Source organism: Acetobacterium fimetarium, from assembly GCF_014284475.1.
Taxonomy (GTDB): Bacteria; Bacillota; Clostridia; order Eubacteriales; family Eubacteriaceae; genus Acetobacterium; species Acetobacterium fimetarium.
Genome location: NZ_WJBC01000012.1, coordinates 82172 through 109032 on the forward strand (window position 1 = coordinate 82172; position 26861 = coordinate 109032).

At 47.1% G+C, this 26861-nt stretch carries 22 protein-coding genes and 1 other annotated feature; of the genes, 15 read left to right on the top strand and 7 right to left on the bottom strand.

Annotated features, from left to right (window positions below; genetic code table 11):
• Window positions 1-47: 47 nt before the first annotated feature.
• On the top strand, window positions 48-1520 hold the full coding sequence (locus tag GH808_RS09515; RefSeq protein WP_186842549.1) for a UDP-N-acetylmuramoyl-L-alanyl-D-glutamate--2,6-diaminopimelate ligase: 1473 nt from the start codon (window positions 48-50) through the stop codon (window positions 1518-1520).
• A gap of 36 nt (window positions 1521-1556) precedes the next feature.
• Window positions 1557-2435: a LysR family transcriptional regulator gene (locus GH808_RS09520; protein WP_186842550.1), complete on the top strand. Its 879-nt coding sequence runs from the start codon at window positions 1557-1559 to the stop codon at window positions 2433-2435.
• Between the two features lie 210 nt (window positions 2436-2645).
• Here GH808_RS09520 and GH808_RS09525 read toward each other — a convergent pair whose 3' ends face one another.
• Together GH808_RS09525 and GH808_RS09530 are read right to left on the bottom strand one after the other, a co-directional pair.
• Window positions 2646-3407, bottom strand: coding sequence for an exodeoxyribonuclease III (locus GH808_RS09525; protein WP_186842551.1), 762 nt, complete (start codon window positions 3405-3407; stop codon window positions 2646-2648).
• 188 nt (window positions 3408-3595) lie between these two features.
• Window positions 3596-5485, bottom strand: coding sequence for an ABC-F family ATP-binding cassette domain-containing protein (locus GH808_RS09530; RefSeq protein WP_186842552.1), 1890 nt, complete (start codon window positions 5483-5485; stop codon window positions 3596-3598).
• A gap of 128 nt (window positions 5486-5613) precedes the next feature.
• Between GH808_RS09530 and GH808_RS09535 the strand changes: the two genes are divergently transcribed.
• Window positions 5614-6087 (top strand): gamma carbonic anhydrase family protein, encoded by a 474-nt coding sequence (locus GH808_RS09535; RefSeq protein WP_207722298.1) that lies wholly within the window; start codon window positions 5614-5616, stop codon window positions 6085-6087.
• 110 nt (window positions 6088-6197) lie between these two features.
• On the opposite strand, the gene GH808_RS09540 is transcribed toward GH808_RS09535, so the two are convergent.
• Together GH808_RS09540 and GH808_RS09545 are read right to left on the bottom strand one after the other, a co-directional pair.
• Window positions 6198-6695: an ECF transporter S component gene (locus GH808_RS09540; RefSeq protein ID WP_186842554.1), complete on the bottom strand. Its 498-nt coding sequence runs from the start codon at window positions 6693-6695 to the stop codon at window positions 6198-6200.
• 103 nt (window positions 6696-6798) lie between these two features.
• A complete protein-coding gene (locus tag GH808_RS09545) occupies window positions 6799-7410 on the bottom strand; it encodes a hypothetical protein (RefSeq protein ID WP_186842555.1) in 612 nt (203 codons plus the stop codon).
• A 150-nt stretch (window positions 7411-7560) separates the two neighbouring features.
• Window positions 7561-7767, top strand: a binding site (T-box leader).
• A 54-nt stretch (window positions 7768-7821) separates the two neighbouring features.
• Here GH808_RS09545 and ileS point away from each other — a divergent pair.
• Window positions 7822-10920, top strand: coding sequence for an isoleucine--tRNA ligase (gene ileS / locus GH808_RS09550; RefSeq protein ID WP_186842556.1), 3099 nt, complete (start codon window positions 7822-7824; stop codon window positions 10918-10920).
• Window positions 10921-11153: 233 nt separating this feature from the next.
• Here ileS and pheA read toward each other — a convergent pair whose 3' ends face one another.
• Both pheA and GH808_RS09560 read right to left on the bottom strand, forming a co-directional pair.
• Window positions 11154-12062, bottom strand: a complete 909-nt coding sequence (gene pheA, locus GH808_RS09555; protein ID WP_186842557.1) for a prephenate dehydratase — start codon at window positions 12060-12062, stop codon at window positions 11154-11156.
• Window positions 12063-12698, bottom strand: coding sequence for a lactate utilization protein (locus GH808_RS09560; RefSeq protein WP_186842558.1), 636 nt, complete (start codon window positions 12696-12698; stop codon window positions 12063-12065).
• Window positions 12699-12821: 123 nt separating this feature from the next.
• Between GH808_RS09560 and GH808_RS09565 the strand changes: the two genes are divergently transcribed.
• The 5 genes from GH808_RS09565 (at window position 12822) to GH808_RS09585 (ending at window position 18319) form a co-directional block, all read left to right on the top strand.
• On the top strand, window positions 12822-13517 hold the full coding sequence (locus GH808_RS09565) for an HAD family hydrolase (RefSeq protein ID WP_186842559.1): 696 nt from the start codon (window positions 12822-12824) through the stop codon (window positions 13515-13517).
• Between the two features lie 241 nt (window positions 13518-13758).
• Complete coding sequence (locus GH808_RS09570; RefSeq protein WP_186842560.1) at window positions 13759-14031, top strand: Veg family protein; 273 nt, start codon at window positions 13759-13761, stop codon at window positions 14029-14031.
• Between the two features lie 130 nt (window positions 14032-14161).
• Window positions 14162-15394, top strand: coding sequence for an arginine deiminase (locus tag GH808_RS09575; RefSeq protein ID WP_186842561.1), 1233 nt, complete (start codon window positions 14162-14164; stop codon window positions 15392-15394).
• 147 nt (window positions 15395-15541) lie between these two features.
• Window positions 15542-16525, top strand: a complete 984-nt coding sequence (argF, locus tag GH808_RS09580) for an ornithine carbamoyltransferase (RefSeq protein WP_186842562.1) — start codon at window positions 15542-15544, stop codon at window positions 16523-16525.
• A gap of 303 nt (window positions 16526-16828) precedes the next feature.
• Complete coding sequence (locus tag GH808_RS09585; RefSeq protein ID WP_186842563.1) at window positions 16829-18319, top strand: phosphohexomutase domain-containing protein; 1491 nt, start codon at window positions 16829-16831, stop codon at window positions 18317-18319.
• Between the two features lie 153 nt (window positions 18320-18472).
• Here the strand turns inward: GH808_RS09585 and GH808_RS09590 are convergent, their stop codons facing one another.
• Window positions 18473-19180 (bottom strand): FadR/GntR family transcriptional regulator, encoded by a 708-nt coding sequence (locus tag GH808_RS09590; protein ID WP_186842564.1) that lies wholly within the window; start codon window positions 19178-19180, stop codon window positions 18473-18475.
• A gap of 461 nt (window positions 19181-19641) precedes the next feature.
• On the opposite strand from GH808_RS09590, the gene lctB reads away from it, so the two are divergent.
• From lctB to GH808_RS09620, 6 genes are all read left to right on the top strand, one after another.
• On the top strand, window positions 19642-20436 hold the full coding sequence (lctB, locus tag GH808_RS09595; protein WP_186842565.1) for a lactate dehydrogenase subunit LctB: 795 nt from the start codon (window positions 19642-19644) through the stop codon (window positions 20434-20436).
• Window positions 20437-20449: 13 nt separating this feature from the next.
• Complete coding sequence (gene lctC / locus GH808_RS09600; RefSeq protein ID WP_186842566.1) at window positions 20450-21652, top strand: lactate dehydrogenase subunit LctC; 1203 nt, start codon at window positions 20450-20452, stop codon at window positions 21650-21652.
• Between the two features lies 1 nt (window position 21653).
• A complete protein-coding gene (gene lctD / locus GH808_RS09605; protein WP_186842567.1) occupies window positions 21654-23054 on the top strand; it encodes a lactate dehydrogenase subunit LctD in 1401 nt (466 codons plus the stop codon).
• An 8-nt stretch (window positions 23055-23062) separates the two neighbouring features.
• Entirely contained in the window at window positions 23063-24604 is a 1542-nt protein-coding gene (locus tag GH808_RS09610; RefSeq protein ID WP_186842568.1) for an L-lactate permease, read from the top strand.
• 85 nt (window positions 24605-24689) lie between these two features.
• Window positions 24690-25964: a nickel-dependent lactate racemase gene (gene larA, locus GH808_RS09615; RefSeq protein ID WP_186842569.1), complete on the top strand. Its 1275-nt coding sequence runs from the start codon at window positions 24690-24692 to the stop codon at window positions 25962-25964.
• Window positions 25965-26305: 341 nt separating this feature from the next.
• The coding region (locus GH808_RS09620; protein ID WP_186842570.1) for a transposase at window positions 26306-26861 on the top strand (556 nt) is incomplete at its 3' end.

Sequence of the window (26861 nt, forward strand, 5' to 3'; positions counted from 1 at the left end):
TAGGTTAGAGGTTAATACTATTTAGGATAAACAGGGAAGGAAGCAAGATGAAACTAGAAGAACTGATACAGGATCTGGATGTTCTGGAAATTAAAAATGATAAACCTGAATATGAAATAAACAGGGTTGTATATAACTCAAAGGAAGCTGATAAAGGGAGCCTTTTCGTGGCGATCGTCGGATATGTCACCGACGGTCATAAGTACATTAAAAGTGCTGTCGATCAGGGCGCCGCCGCGGTCGTTCATCAGCAGGATCTGGAAGTCTACGATCAGAACGTGACCTATATAAAAGTTGCGGATTCACGTTTTGCGCTGGGACTACTGGCGAGTCGCTTTTATGGCAAGCCATCCGAATCGATGATGGTTACCGGCATTACCGGAACGAATGGCAAAACATCGCTGACATATATGCTTAAACACATATTTGAAACGAATGGCGAAAAAAGCGGCCTGATTGGCACGATCCAGAATCTGGTTGGGGATGAAGTCATCGACAACCGCGGCCGGACGACGCCTGAATCGCTGGAAGTTCAGGAAATCATCAAAGAAATGAAGGATGCGGATTGTTCACACCTGTTTATGGAAGTGTCTTCTCACGGGCTGGCTTTGGATCGGGTCAATGGAGTGGATTTTGATTACGGCATTTTCACAAATCTCACCCAGGATCACCTGGATTATCACAAGTCTTTCCAGAATTATTTCGATGCGAAAGCCAAGCTTTTCTATCACGTGAAGAAGGCTAATATCATCAACGGAGACGATCAATGGGGTCAGATCCTATGCGAAATACTGGAGCAAAAAACGGATACGCCCATCATCACTTACGGAAAAAAACAGACCAACGATTATGTCGCCTGTGATTTGGCTCTGGATGTGACCGGGACGACGTTTACCCTGATCACGCCGGATGGGGAAGAAGAGATCTTTTTAAGCATCCCGGGTGAGGTGATGGTTTACAATGCCATGGCGGCGATCATCAATGCCATCGAAGCAGGCGTTCCCATGGCGGTCATAAAAAAAGCGATGGCATCGATGCCCGGTGTTGAGGGGCGGATGGAGCATCTGGATGTGGACGCCCTGTTTGATGTGGTGATCGATTATGCCCATTCCCCGGATTCGCTGGAGAAGCTGCTGAAATCGGTTCGGGAGATATTCAACGGGCGGATTGTGCTGGTCTTCGGATGCAACGGTGACCGCGATCGTGAAAAACGGCCGATCATGGGACGAATCGCCGGAGAATTTGCGGATGTCGTGGTGGTCACTTCCGACAACCCCGCCAGTGAAAACCCGATGGATATCATTGCGGCCGTGGCGGCTGGTGTGAAAGAGAAAACGGATCATTACCATACTGTTGAAAAGCGCGAAGAGGGTGTCTATTTCGGGGCATCCCTCTGTCAGCCCGGAGACGTGCTGGTGTTGGCGGGAAAAGGCCATGAAAAGCAGGAGATCATGAAAGACGAAACGCTCTACTACAATGAATGGGATACCGTCAGAGAAGCAATTTCAAGACTGAAATAGCGGACTGTTGCGGCAAATCTTCCCGGAGGTGATTCAGTGCGACTCTCAAACTTAAATACGTTTGTAAAAGTAATGAAATTTAAAAGCATCTCCAGAGCGGCACAAGAGCTGCATCTGACCCAGCCTGCCGTCACCAAGCAGATCAAGGCTCTGGAAGAGTATTATGGGGTGGTGCTGACACAAAGACAGGACAACCAGGTTATTCCCACCCGCGAAGGAAAAAAACTCTATGGTTATGCCGTCAGCATTTTAACGGAGAACTGCGAACTGCTGAATGCGTTCAAAAGCGAACTGGATGATTCATCTGGGCATATCGAACTGATGGCCAGCAATTACCCGTCCCAGTACATCGTGCCGGCATTGATTACTGAAATGTCCGGCATCAACGAGAAGATGACTTACAGCATCAGGACTTCCCATAGTCAGGATGTTTACTATCATGTCAAGAACGGCATCTACACCGCTGGTTTTGTGGGAAGCAAAAAAAACTACCCCAATATTGAGATCCTGGAAATCGACACTTCGGATATGGTGCTGGTTGGGGTTGCAGAGAAATACGGCTGGCTGAAGGAAAGTCCGGAAAAAATAAAAGATCAGATTTTTGTATTGCGAACAAAGGGATCAGCGACACTGCAGGAGGTCAAGAAGCACCTTGATTTATCAAAAATGGATCGGATCCGGGCGTTTATCGAGTGCGACAGCAACGAACTGGTCGAAAGACTGATCCGCTCAGGCGCCGGTATCGGCTATTATTTTGAAGGCGCGATCAGAAAGTACATCGATGACGGCAGTTTAACAGTGCTCGATGACAAGCGAATATCGAGAAAATTCTATTACATTTATAATACCCAGCGCTATAAATCCATCGCTGAAAATGCATTTCACAATCACGTGATCAAAAAATACTCGAAATAAACCACCCCGCGGGAGATTGTTGATAAAGTACTAACGCAGTACCGACAATTGTTACATCGTGTTGTCTGCCTCAAGGCGAACAGTTGCGAATCTAAAGTTGAGATTTAATCAAAACTGATTACACAACTGTACGAATTGCGCGCAGACAACTGATTAACAATTGGTCGGTACGGTATTTATCGACAACCTATTTACCCCGCGGGGTGTTTTTTATTTCAGGGTCAGAACGATGGGGCAGTGGTCGGAGCCCATCACATCATTTAAAATGTCGGTGGATTCAACCTGTTCCATGAAATCTTCGGAGACGTAGAAGGAATCAATCCGCCAGCCGGCGTTGTTTTTTCGGGCGCTGAAGCGATAGGACCACCAGCTGTACTTGATTTCGTCCGGGTGCTGCGCACGCCAGCTGTCGACCATGCCGAGGGCAAGAAATTCGTCAATCCAGGCCCGCTCGATGGGCAGAAAGCCGGAGCGCTTGGCGTTCTCTTTGGGGTTCTTCAGATCGATTTCGCGGTGAGCGGTATTGATGTCGCCGCCGACGATCACGTTTTTTCCGGCCTCCAGCAGGGCCTTCACGTCCTGCTGGAGGCAATGGTTGAAAGCCATTTTAAACTGCAGCCGTTCTTCATCTTTCTGGCCATTGGGGAAATAGACATTGTAGAGAATGAAATCAGGATATTCCATGATGATGGTCCGGCCTTCGCTGTTGAAAAGCGGGTTGGAAAGGCCGGTCCTGATGGCGAGCGGCTCTTTCTTATAGTAAACGGCCGTGCCGCTGTAGCCTTTTCGGTCGCCCGAGTGAAAATAGGAAGTGTAGCCGGGCACTTTCAGCAGCGTTTCTTCCAGCTGATGGTCGTGGGCTTTCGTCTCCTGAAGGCATAAAATATCCGGCTGTTCGGCTTCAATAAAGGGCAAGAAGCCCTTTTTCTCAACGGCGCGGATGCCGTTGACATTCCAGGAAATTATTTTCATATGTCACCTTTCAATCTTTATCATAATTTAGGCGTTAGCGAAACGACGGTGCGCATGGCTGTCGGTTTGCGCAAATCAATTTGTACACTGTACGGCGGACAGTCTTAGGACTGTTCGCCTACACGTTACCAAATTGATTGCAAAACCGGCAGCCATGCAATTGAGGGTTGCGTTTTAAAGTGTGGCCATTAGTTGTCGTTTTCCAGCGCCTCCAGTTCTTCCAGGCGTTCCATGATTCCCAGAATTTCGTCTTCCAGGGAAGCCATCTCCTCTGACAGTTCCTGAAGCGTGGTGTAGTCGCTGGTGGCTGCGGCCATCTGAAGGTTGATGTCATCCAGCCGTTGTTCCTTTGTTTCCAGAGCAGCTTGCAGGGATTCCTGCTCCTTCTTTTCCCGGTAGGTCAGGCCGGGTTTGCGGACCTTCGGCTTGTCCGCTTTCGGTTTGGCAATTTTATTGACCGGCCGTTCCTTTTCGCCCAAATTAAGCGGATGCTTCTGGATATAGTCGGAATAATTACCGGTCTGGGTGGTGATGATGCCGTTGCCGTCAAAGGAGTAGATCTGTTCGCAGGTACGGTCCAGAAAATAACGGTCATGGGAGACGATCAGGACCGAGCCCTGAAAATCATCAAGGTAGGATTCCAGAATGGTCAGGGTCTCAATATCCAGATCATTGGTGGGCTCGTCAAAGAGCAGCACATTCGGGGCCATGATCAGAATGCCCAGCAGGTAGAGCCGCCGCCGTTCGCCGCCGGACAACTCGGAGATGTAGACCCACTGGCTGTTGCGATCGAACAGAAACAATTCCATCATCTGAGCAGCGGTGACGGTTTCACCGCGTGAATTTTCCATGAATTCCGCCTTCTCCCGGATATAGTCGATGCAGCGAAGGCTGAGATCCATGTCTTCGGATTCCTGGGAAAAATAACCCAGTTTGACGGTTTCGCCGATGGCGATCGTGCCGGAATCGGGCTTTATTTTTCCCGCAATCAGATTGAGAAGGGTTGATTTTCCGCGGCCGTTCTTACCGATGATGCCGATGCGTTCATTCTGACCGAGAATGACAGAAAAATCATCGATGATCGTATGAGCGCCAAAGGATTTTTTAAGGTGATCAATCTCGATGACTTTTTTGCCAAGCCGGGTGAAACCGACTGATATTTCCAGCTCGGTTTCCGACAGGTCGGTGGCCCGATCCTTGATCTCTTCAAAACGCTGAATCCGCGCTTTCTGTTTGGTTGTCCGCGCCCGGGCGCCCCGGCGGATCCAGGCAAGTTCCCGGCGGAAAAGATTCTGACGTTTTTCCTCGATGGCGGTCTGCGCTTCTTTCCGGTTTGATTTCTGTTCCAGAAAAGCTGAGTAATTGCCGGTGTATTCATAAAGATTTCCCTTGTCCAGTTCGATGGTTCGATTGACGACCCGATCCAGGAAATATCGGTCATGAGTGACCATGAGCAATGCGCCCCGGCGGTTTTGGAGGTAGTTTTCCAGCCAGGCAATGGTGTCATTGTCGAGGTGATTGGTCGGTTCGTCAAGGATCAGCAGGTCGCAGGGAGTGAGCAGAGCGGCCGCCAGCGCCACCCGTTTTCGCTGACCGCCGGAAAGATGACCGATGCGTTTGCCGTAGTCCGGGATGCCCAGCTGGGATAAGATGGTTTCAACCTGGGATTTGAGATTCCAGAGATTTTTGTCATCGATCATTTGTGACAATGAAAGCGATCGCTGTTGCAGTGATGCATCTTCCGGGGACTGTTCCAGTGCCATCAGGGTGGCTTCATAATCCCGGACCAGATTCATCTCCGGGGAATTGGCGCAAAACACCTGATCGAGAACCGTCATTTCAGGATCCAGGTCCGGGTCCTGGGGAAGGATTTCCACCCGTTTGGATCCGAAGAATTTCACTTCCCCCGCATCGGGCGTATCCAGGCTGCCGATGATCTTCAACAAAGAAGTTTTCCCTGAACCGTTGACACCGATGACGCCGATTTTATCGGTATCGGAGATGTTAAAGGAAACATTATTAAAAAGTGCTTTTACACCGTAGGATTTTTTCAGGTTTTCAATGCTTGCTATATTCATGGATTTGTCCTTTGTGTTTTTATTGTCCATTTTACCATAAGTCGTGATTGAAGACGGGAAAAATATTTACAAAACACCTAAAAAATAGTATGATGAGGGCATATTATGAAGTGAGGGTGATGAGGAAGATGATGCTGGGAAAAACTGCGTTTATTGCTAAAAGTGCGGATATTGTTGGAAAAGTGAAGCTGGGAAATTATATCAGTATCTGGTTTCAGACGGTGATCCGTGGCGATGTCGATAGCATTACGATCGGGGATCGCACAAATATTCAGGATGGAACAGTGGTTCACGTGGCACCGGGGCATCCCACCGTCATCGGCGATGGCGTCAGCATTGGTCACAATGCCATCATTCACGGATGCGAAATCGGCGACAATGTACTCGTCGGCATGGGTGCAATTATTCTCAACGGAGCAAAAATCGGGGCCAACTCAATTGTCGGCGCCGGAGCGCTGGTGACACAGGGCAAGGTTTTTCCACCGAATTCCCTGATTTTCGGGAGTCCGGCAAAAAGAATCCGCGACCTGAGCGAAGCAGAAGTGCAGTCCATCCGGGATAATGCCGAAGAGTATCTGGATACCATGAAACGCTATATCTAAAGAACCAGGTATTATGCAGTGCCCAGGCAGGGTTCTTCGCCAGGGGACACAAAATTATGAGTATAAAAAAGCTGTTGCAAACTCGGATTCGAGTCGTGCAACAGCTTTTTCTATTCTGACTTTATTTCAGTCAGCTTAAAGCGTTCGAGCGGTTTGTAGAGAATAACCATGATGACGATACCGACAGTACCCTGTAATATACTAAACGGTACATTGACGAGCGGTGAGACGAGGCTGCCATACATAATGACTTCCGCAACAAAGTAGATCAGAGCCATGTCAATAATCGCCGGAAAGGCGAAGAACAGGATATTCTTGGCGGGATAGCGTTTAATGAAGTAACCAAAGATAAATGCCATCGAACCTTTGGCGATGAATGTCGGAACCATGTAAGCGGCATAACCGCCGAAATAATCAGCACCGGCTGAGCCGAGACCGGCGGCCAGAAGCCCGGCCCATGGGCCCAAAATGTAAGCGGCCAGAAGGACTGCGGCATCACCCAGATGGATATAACCGGTGGGCAGCGGAATTCTCACGATAAACGTCATGACGAAGACCAGTGCCATCATCAAAGCGGAATAAGTAATTATTTTTGTTTGACTGTTCATAAAATGCCCTCAATTTCTATAGTTTTACTTGGATATAAATTATCTCATATCTTGAGATAAATGCAAGACCTTGAAACAAAAAAACGATTCAATGAGGGGGTCTTTAATTCTGCTCGATAAAGATGGTCACGGCGCTGTTGCCTTCCAGGTCTGTTTTTTGCTGGTTGTTGGGAGATACGGTGATGCTGATGGTATAGCCACTGGCGGTTGCATCAAGGTAAGTCGATTGAGCGGCTGTTTCTTCGGAAAAATCGGACTGTTTTTCCAGCAGCGGACGGTAAAAAGCAATAATTTCATTGGTAGAAAGATTGGAAACATAGGAAGTCGTCCAACCGGGATCGCCGGCGCCATTGGTGATCTGGTAGGAATCGCCAACCGTCAGAACCCCATAAAGCGGGATCATCTGGGAAGGATAATCCGTTGCCAGCTGATTGGAGGTGTCGACAAATACTTCCGTTTTATTTTCTTCAATAACGGTCTTCATTTCCTGAGGAACCGTGACCGTCGTGGTAGCTGTGGCAGAAGGCTGGTTGGTGGATGTTTGGGCCGAATTTTGCGTCGGGGTGGTACCGGTTGAATTGGTTGTATTGGTGGTGCTGGTGCCGGATGTATTATTGCTGGTGGTGTTGCCGGTAAGCTTAGGGAAAATAAAGATCGCTCCGACAATGAGGACGGCAATGATCAGGACCGATATCAGAATATAACGTAATTTCATTTTTAACTCCTTTTTTATGATGGTATAGTTCAATCATTATACCCGAAATTCTTAAAAAATTGAATAAAGATTTCAAAAAACTTGATTTTGTGATGAATTTTGTATAGAATATGAAACAGACGTTTAGATTAGCAGCGCGAAAAAATAAATACAAATGTAAGGATAAGGACGCTTTGAGGAAAGCTTTAACAGAGAGATAATCAATTTGGTGAAAGATTATAAAAGAGACCTTGAAGAGATCACCTTTGAACAGGATTTCTGAATTGGAAGCAGTAGGAAGTCCCGGGGAATCGTTAAATTCATAAGAGTGGGCAGATTTTGTCAACTTGGGTGGTACCGCGATTTTTCGTCCCTTGATTTTTCAAGGGACGTTTTTGTTTTTATATAGATATAGTTTGTGGAGGTAGAGATTTGGCAGAGTTTAAAACATTAACAGAAGGAAATGTTGGCGAACGAGAAGATAATATTTCGATGCAATGGGAAAAAGTGAATATCCTGAAGAAAACCATTGATAATCGGGCGGGAAAAGAAAATTATGTGTTTTACGAAGGACCGCCGACGGCAAACGGACGTCCGGGGATACATCACGTCCTGGCGAGAACCCTGAAAGACACCGTTTGTAAATACAAAACGATGGACGGCTATCGGGTCGTCCGAAAAGCGGGCTGGGATACCCACGGCCTGCCGGTTGAAATCGAAGTTGAGAAACAACTGGGATTGTCCAGCAAACCGGAAATCGAGGCTTACGGCATTGACAAATTCAATAAAAAATGCCGGGAATCTGTTTTCAATTATGAAAGCCAATGGAAAGAGATGAGCCGGAAAATGGGTTATTTCATCAACATGGAAGATCCCTATATTACATTGGACAACAATTATATCGAATCGGTCTGGTGGATTCTCGACAAATTCAACAAGGAAGGCTTTCTTTACGAAGGCCATAAAATCATGCCTTTCTGTCCGCGCTGCGGAACCGGGCTGGCCTCTCACGAGGTTGCCCAGGGCTATCAGGAAATAAAAAGCAACACCGTGGTCGTGGCGTTCAAACGCAAAGATGCCGACGAGTATTTCCTGGTCTGGACCACAACACCCTGGACGCTGGCTGCAAACGTAGCCCTGGCCGTTCATCCCGAAGCGGATTACATCAAGGCTCGCAGCAACGGTGAGGTTTATATCTGTGCGAAGGTGCTGGCGGCAAAACTGCTTGGGGAAGGCTACGAAATTCTGGAAGAATTAAAAGGCTGCGACCTGGAATACGTCGAATACGAACAGCTCATGGAATTCGTTAAACCGGATAAAAAAGCATTCTACGTCACCTGTGCCGATTATGTCACGACCGAAGACGGTACCGGTATCGTTCATATCGCCCCGGCTTTTGGGGAGGATGACTACAAGGTCGGTCGTCAGTATCAGTTGCCGGTTCTTCAGCCGGTTGCAGAAAACGGAAAATACACCGATACGCCATGGCAGGGTCAATTCGTCATGGATGCCGATCTGGACATCATCAAATGGCTGAAGGCGGAAGGCAAGCTGTTCAAGAAAGAAAAGGTTGTTCATAATTATCCGCACTGCTGGCGCTGCAAAACCCCGCTGCTTTATTATGCAAAGCCAAGCTGGTATATCGAAATGACGAAAATCAAGGACCGGTTGATTGAGAATAATAACGGAGTTGAATGGTATCCGGACTATGTCGGCGAAAAACGTTTCGGCAACTGGCTGGAAAACCTCAATGACTGGGCGATCTCGCGAACCCGTTACTGGGGAACCCCGCTCAATGTATGGCGATGTGAAGAATGCGGTAAAATTGAAACCGTCGGCTCACGAAAAGAACTGGTTGAACGCGCCGTTGAAGACATCGATGAAACCATTGAGCTACACCGCCCGTATGTTGATGACGTTCATTTCACATGCCCGGATTGCGGCAAGACCATGACCCGGGTCAAGGATGTCATTGACTGCTGGTTTGATTCCGGCTCAATGCCTTTTGCGCAGTATCACTACCCGTTTGAAAACAAAGCGCTGTGGGAAGAGCAATATCCGGCCGATTTTATCTGTGAAGGGATAGACCAGACCAGAGGCTGGTTTTACTCACTGCTGGCGATTTCCTCATTTGTCACGGGAAAAGCACCTTACAAACGCGTGCTGGTCAACGACCTGATCCTTGATGCAGAAGGACAGAAGATGTCCAAGTCCAGGGGAAACACCGTTGATCCATTTAAAATGTTTGCAGAATACGGGGCAGATGCCCTGCGCTGGTATCTGCTTTACGTGTCGCCGTCCTGGACCCCGACGCGGTTCGATATCAAGGGGCTGAAAGAGGTGCAGAGCAAGTTTTTTAATACCTTGCGAAACACCTATCATTTCTTTGCCTTGTATGCCAATACCGACAACATCGATCCCCGGGAATTCTTTGTGCCCTATGCAGAACGCCCGGTCATCGATACCTGGATTCTCTCGAAATACAACCGGCTGGTCAAAGAAGTCCGGGAGGAAATGGATATTTTTGATCTGACACGAGCCGTCAGAAAAATTCAGAACTTTGTCAATGAAGATCTTTCCAACTGGTATATCCGCCGCAACCGCCGCCGTTTCTGGGGAACCGAACTGACTGCGGACAAAAAAGCGGTTTACAACACCACCTGGGAAGTGCTGGAAGGCATTGTCCGTCTCTGCGCGCCATTTGCGCCATATGTAACGGAAGAAATTTATCAGAAGCTGACCGACGGCGAATCGGTACACCTGGCCGATTATCCCAAAGCTAATGAAGCGCTGATCAGAGACGAAATTGAAGAACCGATGGATCTGGTCAGAGAACTGGTCAGCCTGGGAAGAGGCGCCAGAGAAGATGCGAAAATCAAGGTGCGTCAGCCGTTATCCAAAATCATTGTGGATGGAAAATACCGTGAGACCATCGGCGATTTATGTGCCCTGCTGGAAGAGGAACTCAACATCAAGGAAGTGGATTTTGAAGACAACCTGGGAGACTTCATGAACTACACGCTGAAACCGGATTTCAAAGTGGCCGGCCCGATTCTCGGGAAAAATGTGAAGCTGCTGGGAAAAGCGCTGGCAACAGTGAATCCCGGCGATGTAGTAGCCAAACTGGAAGCGGGAGAAAGCGTTGCGATTGATCTGGAAGGCGAGACCATCGCGCTCCAGAAAGACTTCATCGACATCCGTATTTCCGCCAAAGAGGGCTTCAATGTCCAGATGTTCAACAACAAATTTATCATCCTGGATACGACCCTCAATCAGGAACTGCTGGCGGAAGGCTGCGCCAGAGAATTCGTCTCACGGATTCAACAGCTGCGAAAATCCAATGGCTATGAAGTGATGGATCGCATCGACATCGCCTATGCCAGTGATGAGCAGATGGATCGGGCCATTGCAGCGTATTCGGACTTCATCAAGACCGAAACCCTGGCCGATCAGATCACGATTCAATCCGGCGTCGGTGAAACCTTCAACTTGAACGGACACGACACAACGATTTTACTACAAAAGAAATAAGCTCAAATAAAAAAAGCCGATGGCATGCGCCATCGGCTCAGTTTGTCGAGATGACCCGTACCGACCAATTGTTAATCAGTTGTTTGCTTGCAATTCGTACAGGCTGATCGCCTGTTCGCCTTGATGCAAACAACACGATATAACAATTGTCGGTACTGCGTTAGTGCTTTGGCAACTATATCAGCCGATGGAACATTCCATCGGCTTTTTCGATGCCCGAACAGAGCTCGGATTCAGTCAGCTGCATCCGTGGTTTCAACAAACTGCGGATAATAGCCCAGAAACTGAAAATAATCCGTTTTTTCCGCAATAATCGGAAGCAGGGTGGTCAGGGTATTCTGAGAGATATTTCCGGTGAAATCGACAAAAAACATGTACTCCCAATTATGGTTGGTCAGCGGCCGCGATTCGATCTTGCACAGATTCAATGAGAAAACGGAAAAGATACCGATGACCTCAAAAAGTGAGCCGGGACGATGCGGCAGGTGGAAGGCGATGCTGACACAGGTCGGATGATCAAACAGCTTCAGTTCGCGGGAGATGATCACAAATCGGGTCACATTGGTCTGTGAAAAATTGATGTTTTCGGCCAGAATTTCAAGACCGTAGATTTCGCCGGCTCTTTTGCTGGCGATGGCGGCCATATGGGGGTCGCTTTTTTCAGCCACATGGGCAGCGCCGATGGCGGTATTGTAATAGGGAATGCATTTCCAGTCCGGATAGGTGTTTAAAAACTCCTGGGACTGCGAAAACCCCTGAGGATGGGAATAAACTTCCTCGATGGTTTCAAGGGTGGCGCCTTTCGGAGCCAGAAGGCAGTGGCTGACATGGATTTCCTCTTCGCCGACGATATAATAACGATACCGTGATAGCAGATCATAAACGACGGCAATGGAACCGGTAGAAGAGTTTTCAATGGGAACGACGCCATAGTCGGCGGCTCCCTGATTCAGCGCTTCAAAAACGTCCTCAAACGTTTTGCAGGAAAAAAATGTGCCGGTATTATTGAAAAAAGAGAGACTGGCTTCTTCGGTGTAGGAACCACGCGTGCCGGCATAGGCGACACGGGATTCTTTTTCGATGGTTTGAGGGTATTGTGAAAAGGCCTGGTTTAAATCATCGAGCATAGTTGGTGCGTTCATTTAATAACCTAAATTTTCGCCGACTAAAATAATCTTGATTCGGCCGGGAGTATCGCTGTGACGGGTAATCACGATATCGGAACAGAGACAGTCTTCACTATGGCAGTTTCCGCAATGACCGGTATCATAACATGGCGTTTTTCGATTCAGCCGGATGGCATTAACCGGGGCAGCAACGTTTTGCGTTCGGTGAATGCCAGCTTCGGTGTTGGCCACAATTTTATTGATGCCGGCAATGATGATGACCTGTTCGGGACCGAAACATAATAATGCGACGCGGTTGCCGATGCCGTCGATATTGACGAGTTCGCCGGCCATGGTAATGGCATTCGTTCCCATGATCAACGTATTGGTCAGTACCGCTTTGGAAAGGAATTCCCGCCGTTCCTGTGGCGTTTTGACCAGAGCGCGATCAAGGTAATCATAGTCACCGTTCTTTACGGCGTCCAGCAAACCGATTTCTTTGATCGATTCGGAACCGCCGTGGGTGATGCTCGCACCTTTGGGAATCAATGATAAAGCAAGTTCCAGCGCTTCAGCAGCGGTTTCACAGTAATAGCCTTTGAAATTTCGCTTTTCGAAATTCTTAATTAAAGATTTGCTCAGATTTGAATAATTTTCTTCCTTATAGCCCATTATAATACCTCCAGGGAAAATGATAATTTTATTATAATCCAAAGGAATAAAAAATACAAAATTAATTAACACTTTGATGTATAATAAAATAAAAAAATCAGCAACAGATAAATGGAGGAAAAAATGCACAAATATAAAGCCATCGTTTTTGACCTGGATGGCACATTGATCAATTCACTTGAAGATCTTATCGATGCCTGCAATACAGTTATGGAAAATCATGGATTTCCGACCTATTCCTATGAAAACGGAAAAAGACTGATCGGCAGAGGATTAAGAAATTTAACCCGGGATGCAATGCCTGAAAAATACCGCAGCGATGATGCGTTTGTCGATGCGTTGACAGAGATGCTTCGGGCTGAATACGGCAAAAATTATACAAATAAAACAAAACCGTATCAGGGGATTACGGAAGTCCTTAACTATCTGGAAACGAATCATATTCCCTATGGCGTTTGTACGAACAAACCGGATCAAGCGGCGAAATCTCTTGTTCAGATTCTGTTCGGCGAATACCATTTTGTCGAGGTGGTGGGCTTTATCAGCGATGAGCTGAGAAAACCCAATCCGGCAGCGACCCTGGCATTGGCCGAAAAAATGGGCGCAAAGCCGGAAGAATGCTTGTATGTGGGAGATTCGCTGGTCGATTACGAAACCGGCACCAATGCGGGAATGCTGCCGGTACTGTGTACGTGGGGGTTTGAGTCGCCGGAGGTCATGAAAAAGCTTGCGGACGAAATTTGGATAAACAATCCCAGCCAGATCATCGCTGCATTGCGCGACGGCAAAGAAATGATCCCAGCCAAAAAGCAGAGATAATTTAAATTGAGACACCTGATTTGCGATTGTCTTAAGGATGGATTTACAGTCCGGAAGCAACCGCAAATCATATTTTTTGTGATTGTCGATAATATGCAGATGTAAACGTTACACATTCTGAAAATGAAAATACTATTTACATGTTGACAAAAAATCTAGGTATTGTTATAATAAAAAATTTTACTTTTCGTGGGAAATGTGTTATACTGATCAAGAGAAAACCACAAGAGAGGTGAAGTTCATGCCAAAAGCAACAATTATGGACATTAGACGCGAGGTGGAAAATTATCTGGGCAGACGAGTCAAACTTGAAGCACATAAAAGCAAGAAAAAACTCTACCAAAAAGAAGGGATTATCGAAGAAACGTATCCCAGCATTTTTACTGTCAGAGTTAAAGAGGACAAAAGAAAAGAACAGAAGTTATCTTTTAGTTACTCGGATCTTTTAACTCAAAGTGTAAAAATAGTATTACTTGATGATGGTGAAACCGAACAACAGGCATTGGTTTCATAACGACAATATAAAAAGTTTCAAACAAAAGAGGAAGGACTGATGTTCTTCTTTTTTTGTTGCTTTAAATTGATAGGATTTTTATTATGACGGTGGTATAATGACGAAGTATCAGGGAGAATGGAGACGAATAATGGGAAAAAAAAATCTAAATATTGAATCAGAAATAGGAAAACTTAAGAAAGTATTGATCCATCGCCCGGGAAAAGAGCTGGAACGGATTGTTCCGGATTCCCTCAAGGAATTGCTGTTTGAGGATATTCCCTGGCTGAAACGGATGCAGGAAGAACACGATGCGTTCGCTGAGATATTGAAAAAGCGGGGCGCCGAAGTATACTACGTTGAAGATTTGCTTAAAGACATTCTTAAAAATACATCAGCGCGAGAAAACCTGATCAATGAAGTGCTTGATCAGAATCCATCCTCCGGAAATTATATCGACGGATTCTTAAGTGAGTATCTAATGTCACTTAACAGTGATGCCCTGGGAGAGGCGCTGATTGCTGGTGTGCTGCAGAAGGAACTCGATCACCTGGATCGCCACCGGGTGCTCACCGACTACCTGAAAGGGCCGGAGCCCTATGCTTTTTATTTGAATCCGTTGCCAAACCTCTATTTCATGCGGGATCCGGCCGTCGCCATCCATGATGGCATGTGTATTTCTTCAATGGCTACCCGGACGAGAAAAAGGGAAAGTCACTATATGGAGGCAATCTATGAACATCATCCGATGTTTGCTGCCTGTGAGAATAAAACATTCTACAAGGACAGCAACTTCTTTTCGGTTGAAGGCGGGGATGTGCTTATTTTAAGCCCTAAAGTCGTGGCGGTGGGTTGCAGTGAACGAACGGCGGTACACGGAATTGAGGTATTGGCCAATAATCTCTTTAATGCCGATCTGGGCATTGAAAAAGTGCTGGCAGTAAAAATTCCAAATAATCGTGCTTTTATGCATCTGGACACGGTGTTCACCATGGTGGATTACGATAAATTCATTGTTTACCCGGGTATTCTGGAACAGGTGGAAGCCGTGGTCATGACCACGGGCGGAAAAGATTACCTCAATTATGAATGGACAGATAGCCTTAAAGGGGCACTCAAATCGGTATTGGGACTGCCGGCCATTAATCTGATCGAAAGTGGCGGCGGCAATCCAGTTACCGCCGCCCGTGAGCAATGGAATGACAGCACCAATACACTGGCAATTGCACCTGGCGTTATTGTCGCTTATGAACGGAATGAACGCTCCAATGAAGTGCTGTGCGATAATGGCATCGAGGTCATCGGAATTGAAGCATCCGAGCTGGTGCGTGGACGAGGCGGCCCCCGCTGTATGACCATGCCTTTGTATCGGGAAGCATTCTAGGCTGTCACTTTATGAGAAATCGGAATATTTTTCTTGTGGAACCGATGGCATATCAGTTAAAATAGAGTTAAAAGAAGAGTTGGATGATTGCAAAGCTCAAGGTCGTTTTGCAAATGCCCCAAAAGAAGAGATGATGGAGGAAGCACTATGAATTTAAAAGGACGTCACCTGTTGACGCTTAAAGATTTTACCCAAGAGGAAATACAGTATCTAATTGATTATGCAGCAGAACTAAAGGCCAAGAAAAAATCAGGTGAGGTTGGAACCCTTTTAAAAGGAAAAAACATCGTGCTTCTATTTGAGAAAACATCGACGCGAACCCGTTGTGCTTTTGAAGTGGCCGCCTTTGATGAAGGAGCAAACGTCACCTTTCTGACGAATAGCCAGATGGGTAAAAAAGAATCCATCGAGGATACCGCCAGAGTGCTGGGACGGTTCTATGATGGCATCGAATTCCGTGGTTTCGCGCAGGAAACCGTTCAGATGCTGGCCGATTATTCAGGCGTGCCGGTATGGAACGGACTGACAGACATCGACCATCCCACCCAGGTATTGGCAGACATGCTGACCATCCAGGAAAACTTCGGTAATCTGAAAGGCCGTCGCCTTGTTTTTGTTGGAGACGCCAGAAACAACATGGGCAATGCACTGATGATTGGCTGTGCCAAAATGGGCATGCATTTTGTGGCAGTGGCGCCGGAATCGCTGTTCCCGGAAGAAGCGTTAGTGGAAGAAATGAACGCTTTATGCCAGACCACCGGCGGAACCATCACCCTGACGGCCGACATTGAAGCCGGAGTCAAGGATGCTGATGTCATCTATACGGATGTCTGGGTTTCCATGGGGGAAGAGGATCAGATGGCAAATCGGATCAAGCTGTTATTGCCGTATCAGGTGAATATGGACATGATCCGCGCGACCGGAAATGACAACGTGATTTTCCTCCATTGTCTGCCGGCTTTCCATGATCTGGAAACAAAGGTTTCCCAGGATGTCAAAGAGAAATTCGGTCTGGACGAAATGGAAGTGACCGATGAGGTCTTCAGAAGCAAACATTCCGTTGTCTTTGATGAGGCGGAGAATCGCATGCATACGATCAAGGCGATCATGTGCGCTTCTCTGGTTGGCTAATATCTCCGATTGTGTCGTTGCTGATTTTCTTTCAAACCCTTGCGTATTGTTGATACGCGGCGGCCTTGAAAGAAAACCAGCGCCTAACACTCCAAGATATTCGCTCAACCAGAGCACAACATAGTTGGCTAACATGCCCAATTACGTCGTTGGATTAATTTTTTCAAACCCTTGCGTATTGTTGATACGCGGCGGCCTTGAAAGAAAAACAGTGCCTAACACTCCAAGATATTTGCTCAACCAGAGCATAGTTGGCTAAAAGTCCAATGCGCAACCAGGTTTATAACCAGGAGAATAGAAATTATGGAAATAAAAAATATCAGAAAACTGCAAAACGGCTCAGATGTCAGGGGGGTTGTTCTCGATGGTGTACCCGGTGAAGTTGTTAATTTCACCCAGGACATGACCATGAAAATTGCCTTTTCGTTTGCCATCTGGCTGGAGAAGAAACTGGGCAAAAAAGCACCGCTGAGTGTGGCCGTCGGCCGGGACAGCCGGATCTCCGGACCGCACCTGGCCCAGGCGGTGGCATTGGGACTGGTGAGCAAGGGCAATAAAGTCTATCAGTGCGGGATCGCCACCACACCGGCTATGTTTATGACCACCGTCGATCCGGAGTTGGATGCGGATGCGGCCGTCATGGTCACCGCCAGCCATTTGCCCTATAATCGGAATGGCCTCAAGTTTTTCACCAAAGCTGGCGGACTGGACAAGGAAGATATTGCCGAAATCCTGGAGTTGGCAGAAACGGTCGAAACGTCGTTTACGCCCGGTGGTCAGGCCGTGGACTGTGATTTCATCCCGACCTATTCGAGAAATATTGTCAAACTGATCCGTGAAAAAACGAAGCAGGATCAGCCATTGGCCACAACCCGCATTGTCGTCGATGCCGGCAATGGAGCAGGCGGATTTTTTGCCGAACAGGTCCTGAAACCGCTGGGGGCAGATACAACCGGAAGTCTTTATCTGGAACCGGATGGTAATTTTCCCAATCATGTGCCGAATCCGGAGGATAAAACGGCGATTGCGCACATCACGAAGGCGGTTCTTGACAATCAGGCCGATCTGGGGATTATTTTCGATACCGATGTGGATCGGGCAGCGATCATCGATGAAAAGGGCAATGCCATCAACCGTAACGGCTTCGTCGCCTTTATTGCGAGCATCCTGCTGGCTGAATATCCCGGCTCGACCATTGTGACGGATTCCATTACTTCCACCGGGCTAACGGACTATATTGAAAGTCTGGGTGGAAAGCACCACCGCTTTAAGCGCGGCTATAAAAATGTCATCAACGAAGCGATCCGCTTAAACGAAGCGGGTGTTGAAACCCATCTGGCCATGGAGACCAGCGGCCACGGTGCGATCAGGGAAAACTATTTTCTCGATGACGGAGCCTATCTTGTGACCATGGCGCTGATCAAATTTTCCGAACTGCACAATGCCGAAAAACCGGTCAGCTCCTTTCTGGAAGGACTGAAGCAGCCGGCAGAGGAAAAAGAGATCCGGCTAAAAATTCAGACCGCGGATTTCAAAGCATATGGCCAGAAGGTGCTGACAGCCTTCAAGACCTTTGCCGCGGACCAGCCGGGCTGGAACCTGGTGGAACCAAACTATGAAGGGGTTCGGGTAAGCTGTGACGAAATGGCCGGAAACGGCTGGTGCCTGCTCAGAATGTCCCTGCATGATCCCATCATGCCGCTGAATATTGAATCGGACAGTACTGGCGGGTGCGAGATCATCGAAACCGCCTTGATGCAGTTCCTAAATCAGTTTGAAAATTTGGGAAAATAAAAAAAGGCTTTTTTTACAAAAAAACCTTGAGAATATCGAAAAACAGCAACGTGATATCGCCAATTGTTTCAACAAATTAACAATTTGTCGGTAAAACGTCTGTGGTCAACCTGAAGGGCTTTTCAAAAAAGCCCTTTTTTATTTTGCGTTTTTTTAATCTTCATCCTGCAGTTCAGAAACAAAGGCATCAATCAGATCCATATGTTGGGACATGGCCATCGCGGCTTTCAGCGGATCATTGTTTTTAAGCGCCAGGAGAACGTTTTGATGCTGTTGATCGATGAGCGGGCCCCTGAGGGGATCGTCGAGGATGGCGATACGGATATCCTTGATCAGGGCTTCAATAAGCGAAGCGGATGATAAAAGGACGTTTTTGATCATGATATTTTCGGAAGCCATGGCAATTTCATAATGAAATTGCTTGTCCAGTTCAGCCCGAATGGATTCATCGGTTTCGGTTTCGATCGATTGACAGATTTTTTCAATCCGCTCATATCGTTCAGGCGTCATATGCTTGGCGGCCAGCTTGGCAGACTCCGTTTCCAATGCGCGGCGGAGCTCCTGAATCTGACTGATTTTCGCTTTGCTTAACCAGAACATAATGGTCAAGGGCTGGGTGAGGGTGTCTTCATAATCGGCGGCAATAAAGTTGCCTTCTCCCTGCTGGCATTTAACCAGGCCAATCATCTCCAGGGCGCGGATGGCTTCCCGGATCGTTGCTCTTGAAACCCCTAATTGTTCGGCCCATTGCCGTTCCGAAGGAAGACGGTCGCCGCTTTTCAGATTTCCATCGATAATGTTTTCTTTGATCTGCTCGAGGATCTGCAAATATATTTTTTTCTGTTCGATTTCTTTAAACATTTAAACACATCACATCATTTCTTTTTATTTACTTTTTTGATGACGACGGCAGCTTACAGTATCAGCATTGCTGCGATCACTAACAGCAGAAGACTCGTTTAGGCTTGCCAGTCTTGATCTATTGTAGCACAGTGTTTTTTAAAATTCAAAAACATAAAAATATAAAAAAACCTGAAAACGTTAATTTAGTGCTTGACAAGAATTTACGAAAAGAATATAATGGCCACAGGTTAGTGGTCTGACCACTAACCTGTGGCAAAATTTTATCAAATCGTTAGTCCGGTCAATGAATGGGTTTAAGAGGGTTTATAAGGTACAAATGACTGAAAGTACTGATCATTTAATTGCGGAATTTGCAGATGATACAACATGTTTTGCTGTCTGTTCAAAATGAACGGACAGCAAAAAATTTCGCAACGGTTTTAATAATGAATTTAATCAAGTAATTTATGGAGGGAAGAATGAAAATACTGGTTTGTATCAAGCAGGTTCCTGGAACATCCAATGTGGAAGTAGATCCAGAGACTGGTGTTCTGATTCGTGACGGGGTTGAGTCCAAGATGAACCCTTATGATTTATATGCTTTGGAAACGGCATTCCGTTTAAAAGAACAATTAGGAGGAACAATTACCACCTTGTCGATGGGACCAATGCAGGGGAAAGAAGTATTGTTTGAGTCGTTTTACATGGGGGCAGATGAAGGCTGTTTGCTATCTGACCGAAAATTTGGTGGCGCAGACGTGGTTGCCACGAGCTATACCCTGGCTCAAGGCGCAAAGAAACTTGGCGATTTTGATCTGATTGTCTGTGGCAAGCAGACGACAGATGGAGATACCGCCCAGGTCGGACCTGAAATGGCCGAGTTTTTAGGGATTCCGCATGTTACGAACGTGATCAAGATCCTGGAAGCGGATCAAGAAGGTCTGACGCTGCAGATGAATATGGAAGAAACTCTTGAAATACAGCGGGTTCCGTTCCCCTGTCTGATCACCGTCGACAAGGATATTTATACACCACGCTTGCCCTCTTATAAACGCAAACTGGAAATATCAGAAAATCCGGAAATAAAAATACTGACTTTAAAAGATATGTACGATACCGATGAAAAAAACTACGGATTAAGCGGATCAGCCACTCAGGTTGAACGGATTTTTCCGCCGGAAAGCAACGTTGAAAAAACAAGCTTTGTGGGCGATGGCAAAACACTGGCGAAAACCCTATTCGGGATTTTGTCGGAGAAAAAATATTTAGGTTAGGAAGGAAGAAATCATGGCAGGAATTAAAATAATCAATGAAAATGCAGATCGTGAGATCTTTGAAGCACTGGCAGAGCTTTGTCCTTTCGGAGCCTTCACTTTTGAAAACGAAAAGCTGGAAGTGACCGCGGCCTGCAAAATGTGCAAAATGTGCATAAAAAAAGGTCCGGAAGGCGTTCTCGTGCTTGAAGAAGATGAGAAAGTCGAAATTGACAAGAATTTATACCGCGGAATAACGGTTTATGTCGATCATATCGAAGGCAAAATTCATCCGGTAACACTGGAACTGATCGGTAAGGCCAGAGAACTGGCAAAGGTGATTAGTCATCCGGTTTATGCTTTATTCATCGGCAGCGGCATTCAGGAATCGGCGGATGAGCTTTTGAAATACGGAGTGGACAAGGTGTTTGTCTATGATGAACCGGAACTGAAGGATTTCGTCATTGAACCCTATACCAATGCGTTTGAAGACTTCATCGAAAAAATCAAGCCATCATCCATCCTGGTTGGCGCGACTAATGTCGGGCGTTCGCTGGCACCACGGGTGGCCGCACGATACCGCACCGGTCTGACGGCGGACTGTACGATTTTGGAGATGAAAGAAAACACCGATCTGGTTCAGATCCGTCCGGCTTTCGGCGGCAACATCATGGCTCAGATAGTGACAGAAAACAACCGGCCCCAGTTTGCCACCGTTCGATATAAGGTATTCAACGCACCGGAACTGGTAAAAAATCCGACCGGAACCGTTGAGAAAATGGAAATTCAGCCAGCAAAGCTGGCTTCATCCATCAAAGTGCTGGAAATTATCAAAAAAGAAAAAGGCCTGGATATTTCCGAGGCTGAAACCATTGTGGCAGTAGGCCGTGGCGTGAAAAGCGAAAAAGATCTGGAAATCGTCAGTGCTTTTGCTGAAAAAATCGGGGCAACAGTCGCCTGCACCCGACCGGGCATTGAAGCAGGATGGTTTGATCCGCGACTGCAGATCGGCCTGAGCGGAAGAACCGTCAAACCTAAACTGATCATCGCACTCGGCATTTCCGGCGCTGTTCAGTTTACGGCTGGAATGCAGAATTCGGAATATATCATCGCAGTGAATAACGATCCGGAGGCTCCTATCTTTAATGTGGCCCACTGCGGCATCGTTGGCGATCTGTATGAAGTACTACCGGAACTGCTGGAATTGATTGAAGCTCAAGAAGGGATGGCAATCTAAGATGAAATATAAAAAAGTTGAAGCGAATGATATCGCGTTTTTGAAAAATTTAATTACGCCGGAACGTATTTTTGTCGGAGACGAAATTGGCGAAGATTTCAGCCACGATGAGCTGGCAACCATTCATTCCTACCCGGAAGTTCTGATTAAAGTAAAATCAACCGAAGAGATTTCAAAAATCATGAAATATGCCTACGAATATAATATTCCAGTAGTCGTGCGTGGTTCAGGTACCGGCCTCGTTGGCGCATGTGTTCCATTATTCGGCGGAATCATGCTGGAAACAACCCTGATGAATAATATCGTGGAACTGGATACGGAAAATCTCACGGTAACCGTGGAACCCGGTGTGCTGCTGATGGAATTGTCGAAATTCGTGGAAGAAAACGATCTTTTCTATCCCCCGGATCCCGGCGAAAAATCAGCGACGATTGCCGGAAACATCAGCACGAATGCCGGCGGCATGCGGGCCGTGAAATACGGCGTGACCCGGGACTATGTCCGGGGTTTGACGGTGGTGCTTCCCAACGGGGAAATCATGGAGCTGGGTGGAAAAATTGTCAAGAACAGTTCCGGCTACAGCCTCAAAGATCTGGTAATCGGTTCAGAAGGGACGCTTTGTGTAATCACAAAAGCGATCTTGAAACTGCTGCCGCTGCCGAAAAAAACGATCAGTTTGCTGGTGCCCTTTGACAACATCGGCGCCGCTGCCGGAATCGTGCCAAAGATCATCAAATCCAAAGCGATTCCCACCGCCATTGAATTCATGGAACGCCAGACCATCCTTTTTGCAGAAGAATTTCTGGGCAAAAAATTTCCGGATTCAAGCAGCAATGCCTATATCCTGTTGACCTTTGACGGCAATACGAAAGAGCAGGTCGAGGCAGAGTATGAAGTCGTGGCAAATCTTTGTCTGGCCGAAGGCGCCAAGGATGTTTACATTGTCGACACGGATGAACGAAAAGAATCGGTCTGGTCTGCCCGTGGTGCTTTCCTCGAAGCCATCAAGGCTTCTACGACTGAAATGGATGAATGTGATGTGGTTGTACCGCGAAATCGAATTGCCGAATTCATTGAATTCACCCATGAGCTGGCAAAAGAAATGGATGTCCGCATTCCCAGCTTTGGTCATGCCGGCGACGGGAATCTTCACATCTACGTGTGCCGGGACAAACTTGGCCAGGAAGAATGGAATGCGAAACTCGCAGAAGCGATGGACCGCATGTACGCCAAAGCCCTTGATTTTCAGGGACTGGTTTCAGGCGAACACGGCATCGGTTATGCCAAACGAAAATATCTGTTAAATGATTTTGGCACGGAGCATCTTGCACTTATGGCCGGAATTAAGCAGACGTTTGACCCCAAAAATCTGCTCAATCCCAAAAAAGTCTGCCAGATGTAGGTGCCGGTATGAATGATGTTGGACTTTTCTTTATCGCTCTGATTCCGGTACTGTGGCTAATTGTTTCGCTGGGGATCTTAAAGATCCCCGGGCACAAGGCCTGTCCCATTGCATTGGCAATGACGGTTATTTTAAGTATGATGGTATGGAAGATGCCGGTAGTGGACAGTCTTACCGCTGCTCTGGAAGGGGCGGCGATGGCCATCTGGCCGATCATGCTGATCATTGTGGCGGCGGTATTTACCTATAATCTCGTGACCTATACCGGCGGCATGGAAACAATCAAAAAAATGATGACCACTGTTTCGACGGACCAACGCATCCTGGTATTAATTCTTGCCTGGGGATTTGGCGGCTTTCTGGAAGCCATCGCCGGCTTTGGAACAGCGGTTGCCATTCCCGCCAGTATCTTGGCGGCGCTGGGGTTTAATCCGGTTTTTGCAGCAATCATCTGTTTAATTGCCAATACAACGCCAACGGCCTTTGGTGCCATCGGGTTGCCGGTGAGTACGTTGGCCCAGGTGACCGGACTAAATGTAAACGATTTGTCATTCACCGTTGCGCTGCAGCTGTTTGTCATGATTGTGGTGGTGCCCTTTATTCTGGTCATGTTCACCGGAAAAGGTATCAAGGGACTGAAGGGCGTCTTCTGGATCACGCTTTTTGCGGGAATCTCCTTTGCTTTACCCCAGATATTTGTAGCAAAATACCTGGGAGCGGAACTTCCGGCAATTGTCGGATCGGTGGTCTGTATGGCAGTCACCATCTTCATTGCCAAGGTTTTCTACAAGGATACCGCCGCGAAGGATACACAAAAGATTGACCGGAAAACGGCCATCATGGCCTGGCTTCCTTTCATTCTGGTCTTTGTGATCATCATACTCTGTTCATCACTGTTTCCGATGATCAATGGAGCTTTGGCACAGGTTAAAACGACGATCCAGATCTATACCGGCCCCCACGGAAAGCCATTTACATTTCTCTGGCTGGCAACCCCGGGCACGCTTATTATTATCGCCACCTATCTGGGCGGCCTCATTCAGGGCGTCAAATTTGGTGAGATCACCAAACTGCTGTTAAATACCGTCAAACAGATGTTTAAATCCGCCATCACCATCATGTCCATCGTGGCACTGGCCAAGGTGATGGGTTACAGCGGGATGATCGGCGTTATTGCAACAGTTCTGGTAATGGTCACCGGCAGTTACTATCCGTTGATAGCCCCGTTCATCGGCGCGCTGGGAACCTTCGTCACCGGTAGCGACACATCAGCCAATGTTCTTTTCGGCGGGCTGCAAGTGGAGGCGGCCAAAGCCGTCGGTATCAGCCCTTATTGGCTGGCGGCAGCCAATACCGCTGGCGCCACCGCCGGCAAGATGATATCCCCGCAAAGCATCGCGGTAGCAACCGCAGCGACCGGAATCATTGGCAGTGAAGGGAAAATCCTGCAAGCCACCCTTAAAGTCTGCATTGTCTATGTCGTTGTGATTGGCGTAGTCGTCTATTTTGGCGCCCCGCTGGTGTCAGGACTTCTGGCGACGCTGGGATAAAACTAAAATAGTTGGCTTAAATGAGATAAAGGACATCAGGGAGACTGTTTTCTCTGATGTCCTTCTTTTAAAATGAAAGGAAAAAATGATGAAAATAAGTTTGCCTTACGGGCAGGAAAAGCAATCCGTGGATTTGGACGAATCCATTCTCAACGGAATTCTGGTATCCCAAATTGAAGCATACGATCCCGGAAAATCACAGACAGAGCTGGTAAAAGAAGCCCTGATCAATCCGATTGATTCCCAAAGACTGAAAGATCTTGCCCAGGGCAAGAACAAAGTCGTGATCATTGCCAGCGATCATACGAGACCGGTACCCAGCAAGATCATCATGCCATTGATGCTAAAGGAAATCCGCGAAGGAAATCCCGATGCGGACATCACGATTCTGATTGCCACCGGCTTTCATCGCTTGACCACCAGAGCAGAAATGGTTTCAAAATTTGGTGAAGCAATTGTCGATCAGGAAAAAATTGTGGTTCATGATTCAGGCGCCGAGGAAAGTCTTGTGAAAATCGGAACGCTGCCTTCAGGGGGCGATCTGATTATCAATCGCCTGGCCCAGGAGGCCGATCTGCTGGTTTCGGAAGGATTCATCGAGCCGCATTTTTTTGCCGGGTTTTCCGGCGGAAGAAAAAGCGTGCTGCCGGGCATCGCCAGCCGGGTCACGGTGCTGGCCAACCACTGCGGCGAATTCATTGCCCATCCCAAAGCAAGAACGGGATCGATTGCGGGAAACCCGCTCCATATCGATATGCTCTACGCAGCAAAAGCGGGAAAACTGGCTTTTGTGGTGAATGTGGTCATCAATTCCGAGAAGGAAGTGATTCATGCGGTGGCCGGGGATTGCGCCAATGCCCATGCTAAGGGCTGTGAGTTTTTGAAAAGTCTCTGCCGAGTCAAGGCGCAACCCAGCGATATTGTCATCACTTCCAACGGCGGCTATCCCCTCGATCAGAATATCTATCAGGCCGTAAAAGGCATGACGGCGGCGGAAGCAGCGGTCAAACCCGGCGGTGTCATCATCATGGTGGCAAAGTCAAATGACGGCCACGGCGGTGAATCCTTCTTCAATACCTTTAAAGAGGAGAAAAATCTGAAAAACATGTCCAAGCGATTTGAAAAAACGCCGAAAAACGAGACGATTCCCGATCAGTGGGAAGCCCAGATTCTGGCGCGGATTCTTTTGAAGGCCAGGGTCATCTATATATCCGAAGCCCCGGATGCAATGATTCGCGAGTTCCAAATGACGCCAGCAGAGAATCTGACAGACGCAGTGTCATTAGCCCGGGAGTATCTTAATAATGACCAGGCGCGAATTACGGCGATCCCTGATGGGGTGGCGGTGATTGTGGAGTAAAAATGAATGCTAAGTAGTAATTAGAACATTACAAAAGGGATCTAAAAGAGATTAAAGAATATAATAGAAAATAATATAGTCGAGGAGCTTTTGCCCAATAGAGAAATGCTATTGGGTAAAAGCTTTTCTTTGATTATATAATAGGATAAGCAATTAAAGATCCTAAAATGGCAAATAAATATTAATAGCTCAACTTTCCCAGCTTGAAAATTCAGCTGAGACTTTACAACAACACCATCTGCAGCTTCTGAAAAACAGAAGTTGACAGAAAAATGCACCCAATGTCTGATATAATGAAAATGCAAAGTAACAAAAATCAGACAGGAAAGGTGCATACCACTATGATAAACCAAAACAACCCATCTGAACAGACAAATATTGCATTTTTAAAAGCTTTTAAAGCATTGAAACTGACAGGATTACTCAGAGATTCCGGCATCCGCAAAGCACAGGGCATAAAAGTTACCCGAGTTTTCGAATTGCTTTTACTCCTCGCGTTTCAGGGAAAAAATCTATATCGTTACCTGGATTCAAAATATCAGGAAACAGCGGCATCCAAAAATACATACTATCGTTTTTTGAATACCTCAACTTACAACTGGCGGCGGTTTTTGTCATCGCTGTCTGCTAAAGTCATTTCGTCATTCAGTCGGTTGACTCGTCCGGATCGCGTTAAGGTTTTTATTCTTGATGACTCGGTTGTCAGCCGGAACCGGAGCAAGCATGTCGAATTGCTGGCAAATCTCTATGACCACGCCGACCATCGCTTCATCAAAGGCTTTACCATGCTGGCGCTTGGCTGGACCGATGGTTACAGTTTTGTTCCAACCGATTTTGCGATGATGTCATCCGCCAGCAAAAAAAATCGGATACAGGAAGTTTCAGAAGCAATTGACA

What these genes read in the sequence shown, in the direction of transcription:
- larA (WP_186842569.1), top strand. Translation starts at nt 24,690, where the DNA reads ATGATGAAAATAAGTTTGCCTTACGGGCAGGAAAAGCAATCCGTGGAT.
- GH808_RS09560 (WP_186842558.1), bottom strand. Translation starts at nt 12,698, where the DNA reads ATGGGCTATAAGGAAGAAAATTATTCAAATCTGAGCAAATCTTTAATT.
- GH808_RS09585 (WP_186842563.1), top strand. Translation starts at nt 16,829, where the DNA reads ATGGAAATAAAAAATATCAGAAAACTGCAAAACGGCTCAGATGTCAGG.
- argF (WP_186842562.1), top strand. Translation starts at nt 15,542, where the DNA reads ATGAATTTAAAAGGACGTCACCTGTTGACGCTTAAAGATTTTACCCAA.
- GH808_RS09570 (WP_186842560.1), top strand. Translation starts at nt 13,759, where the DNA reads ATGCCAAAAGCAACAATTATGGACATTAGACGCGAGGTGGAAAATTAT.
- pheA (WP_186842557.1), bottom strand. Translation starts at nt 12,062, where the DNA reads ATGAACGCACCAACTATGCTCGATGATTTAAACCAGGCCTTTTCACAA.
- lctB (WP_186842565.1), top strand. Translation starts at nt 19,642, where the DNA reads ATGAAAATACTGGTTTGTATCAAGCAGGTTCCTGGAACATCCAATGTG.
- GH808_RS09610 (WP_186842568.1), top strand. Translation starts at nt 23,063, where the DNA reads ATGAATGATGTTGGACTTTTCTTTATCGCTCTGATTCCGGTACTGTGG.
- GH808_RS09540 (WP_186842554.1), bottom strand. Translation starts at nt 6,695, where the DNA reads ATGAACAGTCAAACAAAAATAATTACTTATTCCGCTTTGATGATGGCA.
- GH808_RS09575 (WP_186842561.1), top strand. Translation starts at nt 14,162, where the DNA reads ATGGGAAAAAAAAATCTAAATATTGAATCAGAAATAGGAAAACTTAAG.
- GH808_RS09545 (WP_186842555.1), bottom strand. Translation starts at nt 7,410, where the DNA reads ATGAAATTACGTTATATTCTGATATCGGTCCTGATCATTGCCGTCCTC.
- lctC (WP_186842566.1), top strand. Translation starts at nt 20,450, where the DNA reads ATGGCAGGAATTAAAATAATCAATGAAAATGCAGATCGTGAGATCTTT.
- GH808_RS09535 (WP_207722298.1), top strand. Translation starts at nt 5,614, where the DNA reads ATGATGCTGGGAAAAACTGCGTTTATTGCTAAAAGTGCGGATATTGTT.
- GH808_RS09530 (WP_186842552.1), bottom strand. Translation starts at nt 5,485, where the DNA reads ATGAATATAGCAAGCATTGAAAACCTGAAAAAATCCTACGGTGTAAAA.
- GH808_RS09525 (WP_186842551.1), bottom strand. Translation starts at nt 3,407, where the DNA reads ATGAAAATAATTTCCTGGAATGTCAACGGCATCCGCGCCGTTGAGAAA.
- GH808_RS09565 (WP_186842559.1), top strand. Translation starts at nt 12,822, where the DNA reads ATGCACAAATATAAAGCCATCGTTTTTGACCTGGATGGCACATTGATC.
- GH808_RS09590 (WP_186842564.1), bottom strand. Translation starts at nt 19,180, where the DNA reads ATGTTTAAAGAAATCGAACAGAAAAAAATATATTTGCAGATCCTCGAG.
- lctD (WP_186842567.1), top strand. Translation starts at nt 21,654, where the DNA reads ATGAAATATAAAAAAGTTGAAGCGAATGATATCGCGTTTTTGAAAAAT.
- GH808_RS09515 (WP_186842549.1), top strand. Translation starts at nt 48, where the DNA reads ATGAAACTAGAAGAACTGATACAGGATCTGGATGTTCTGGAAATTAAA.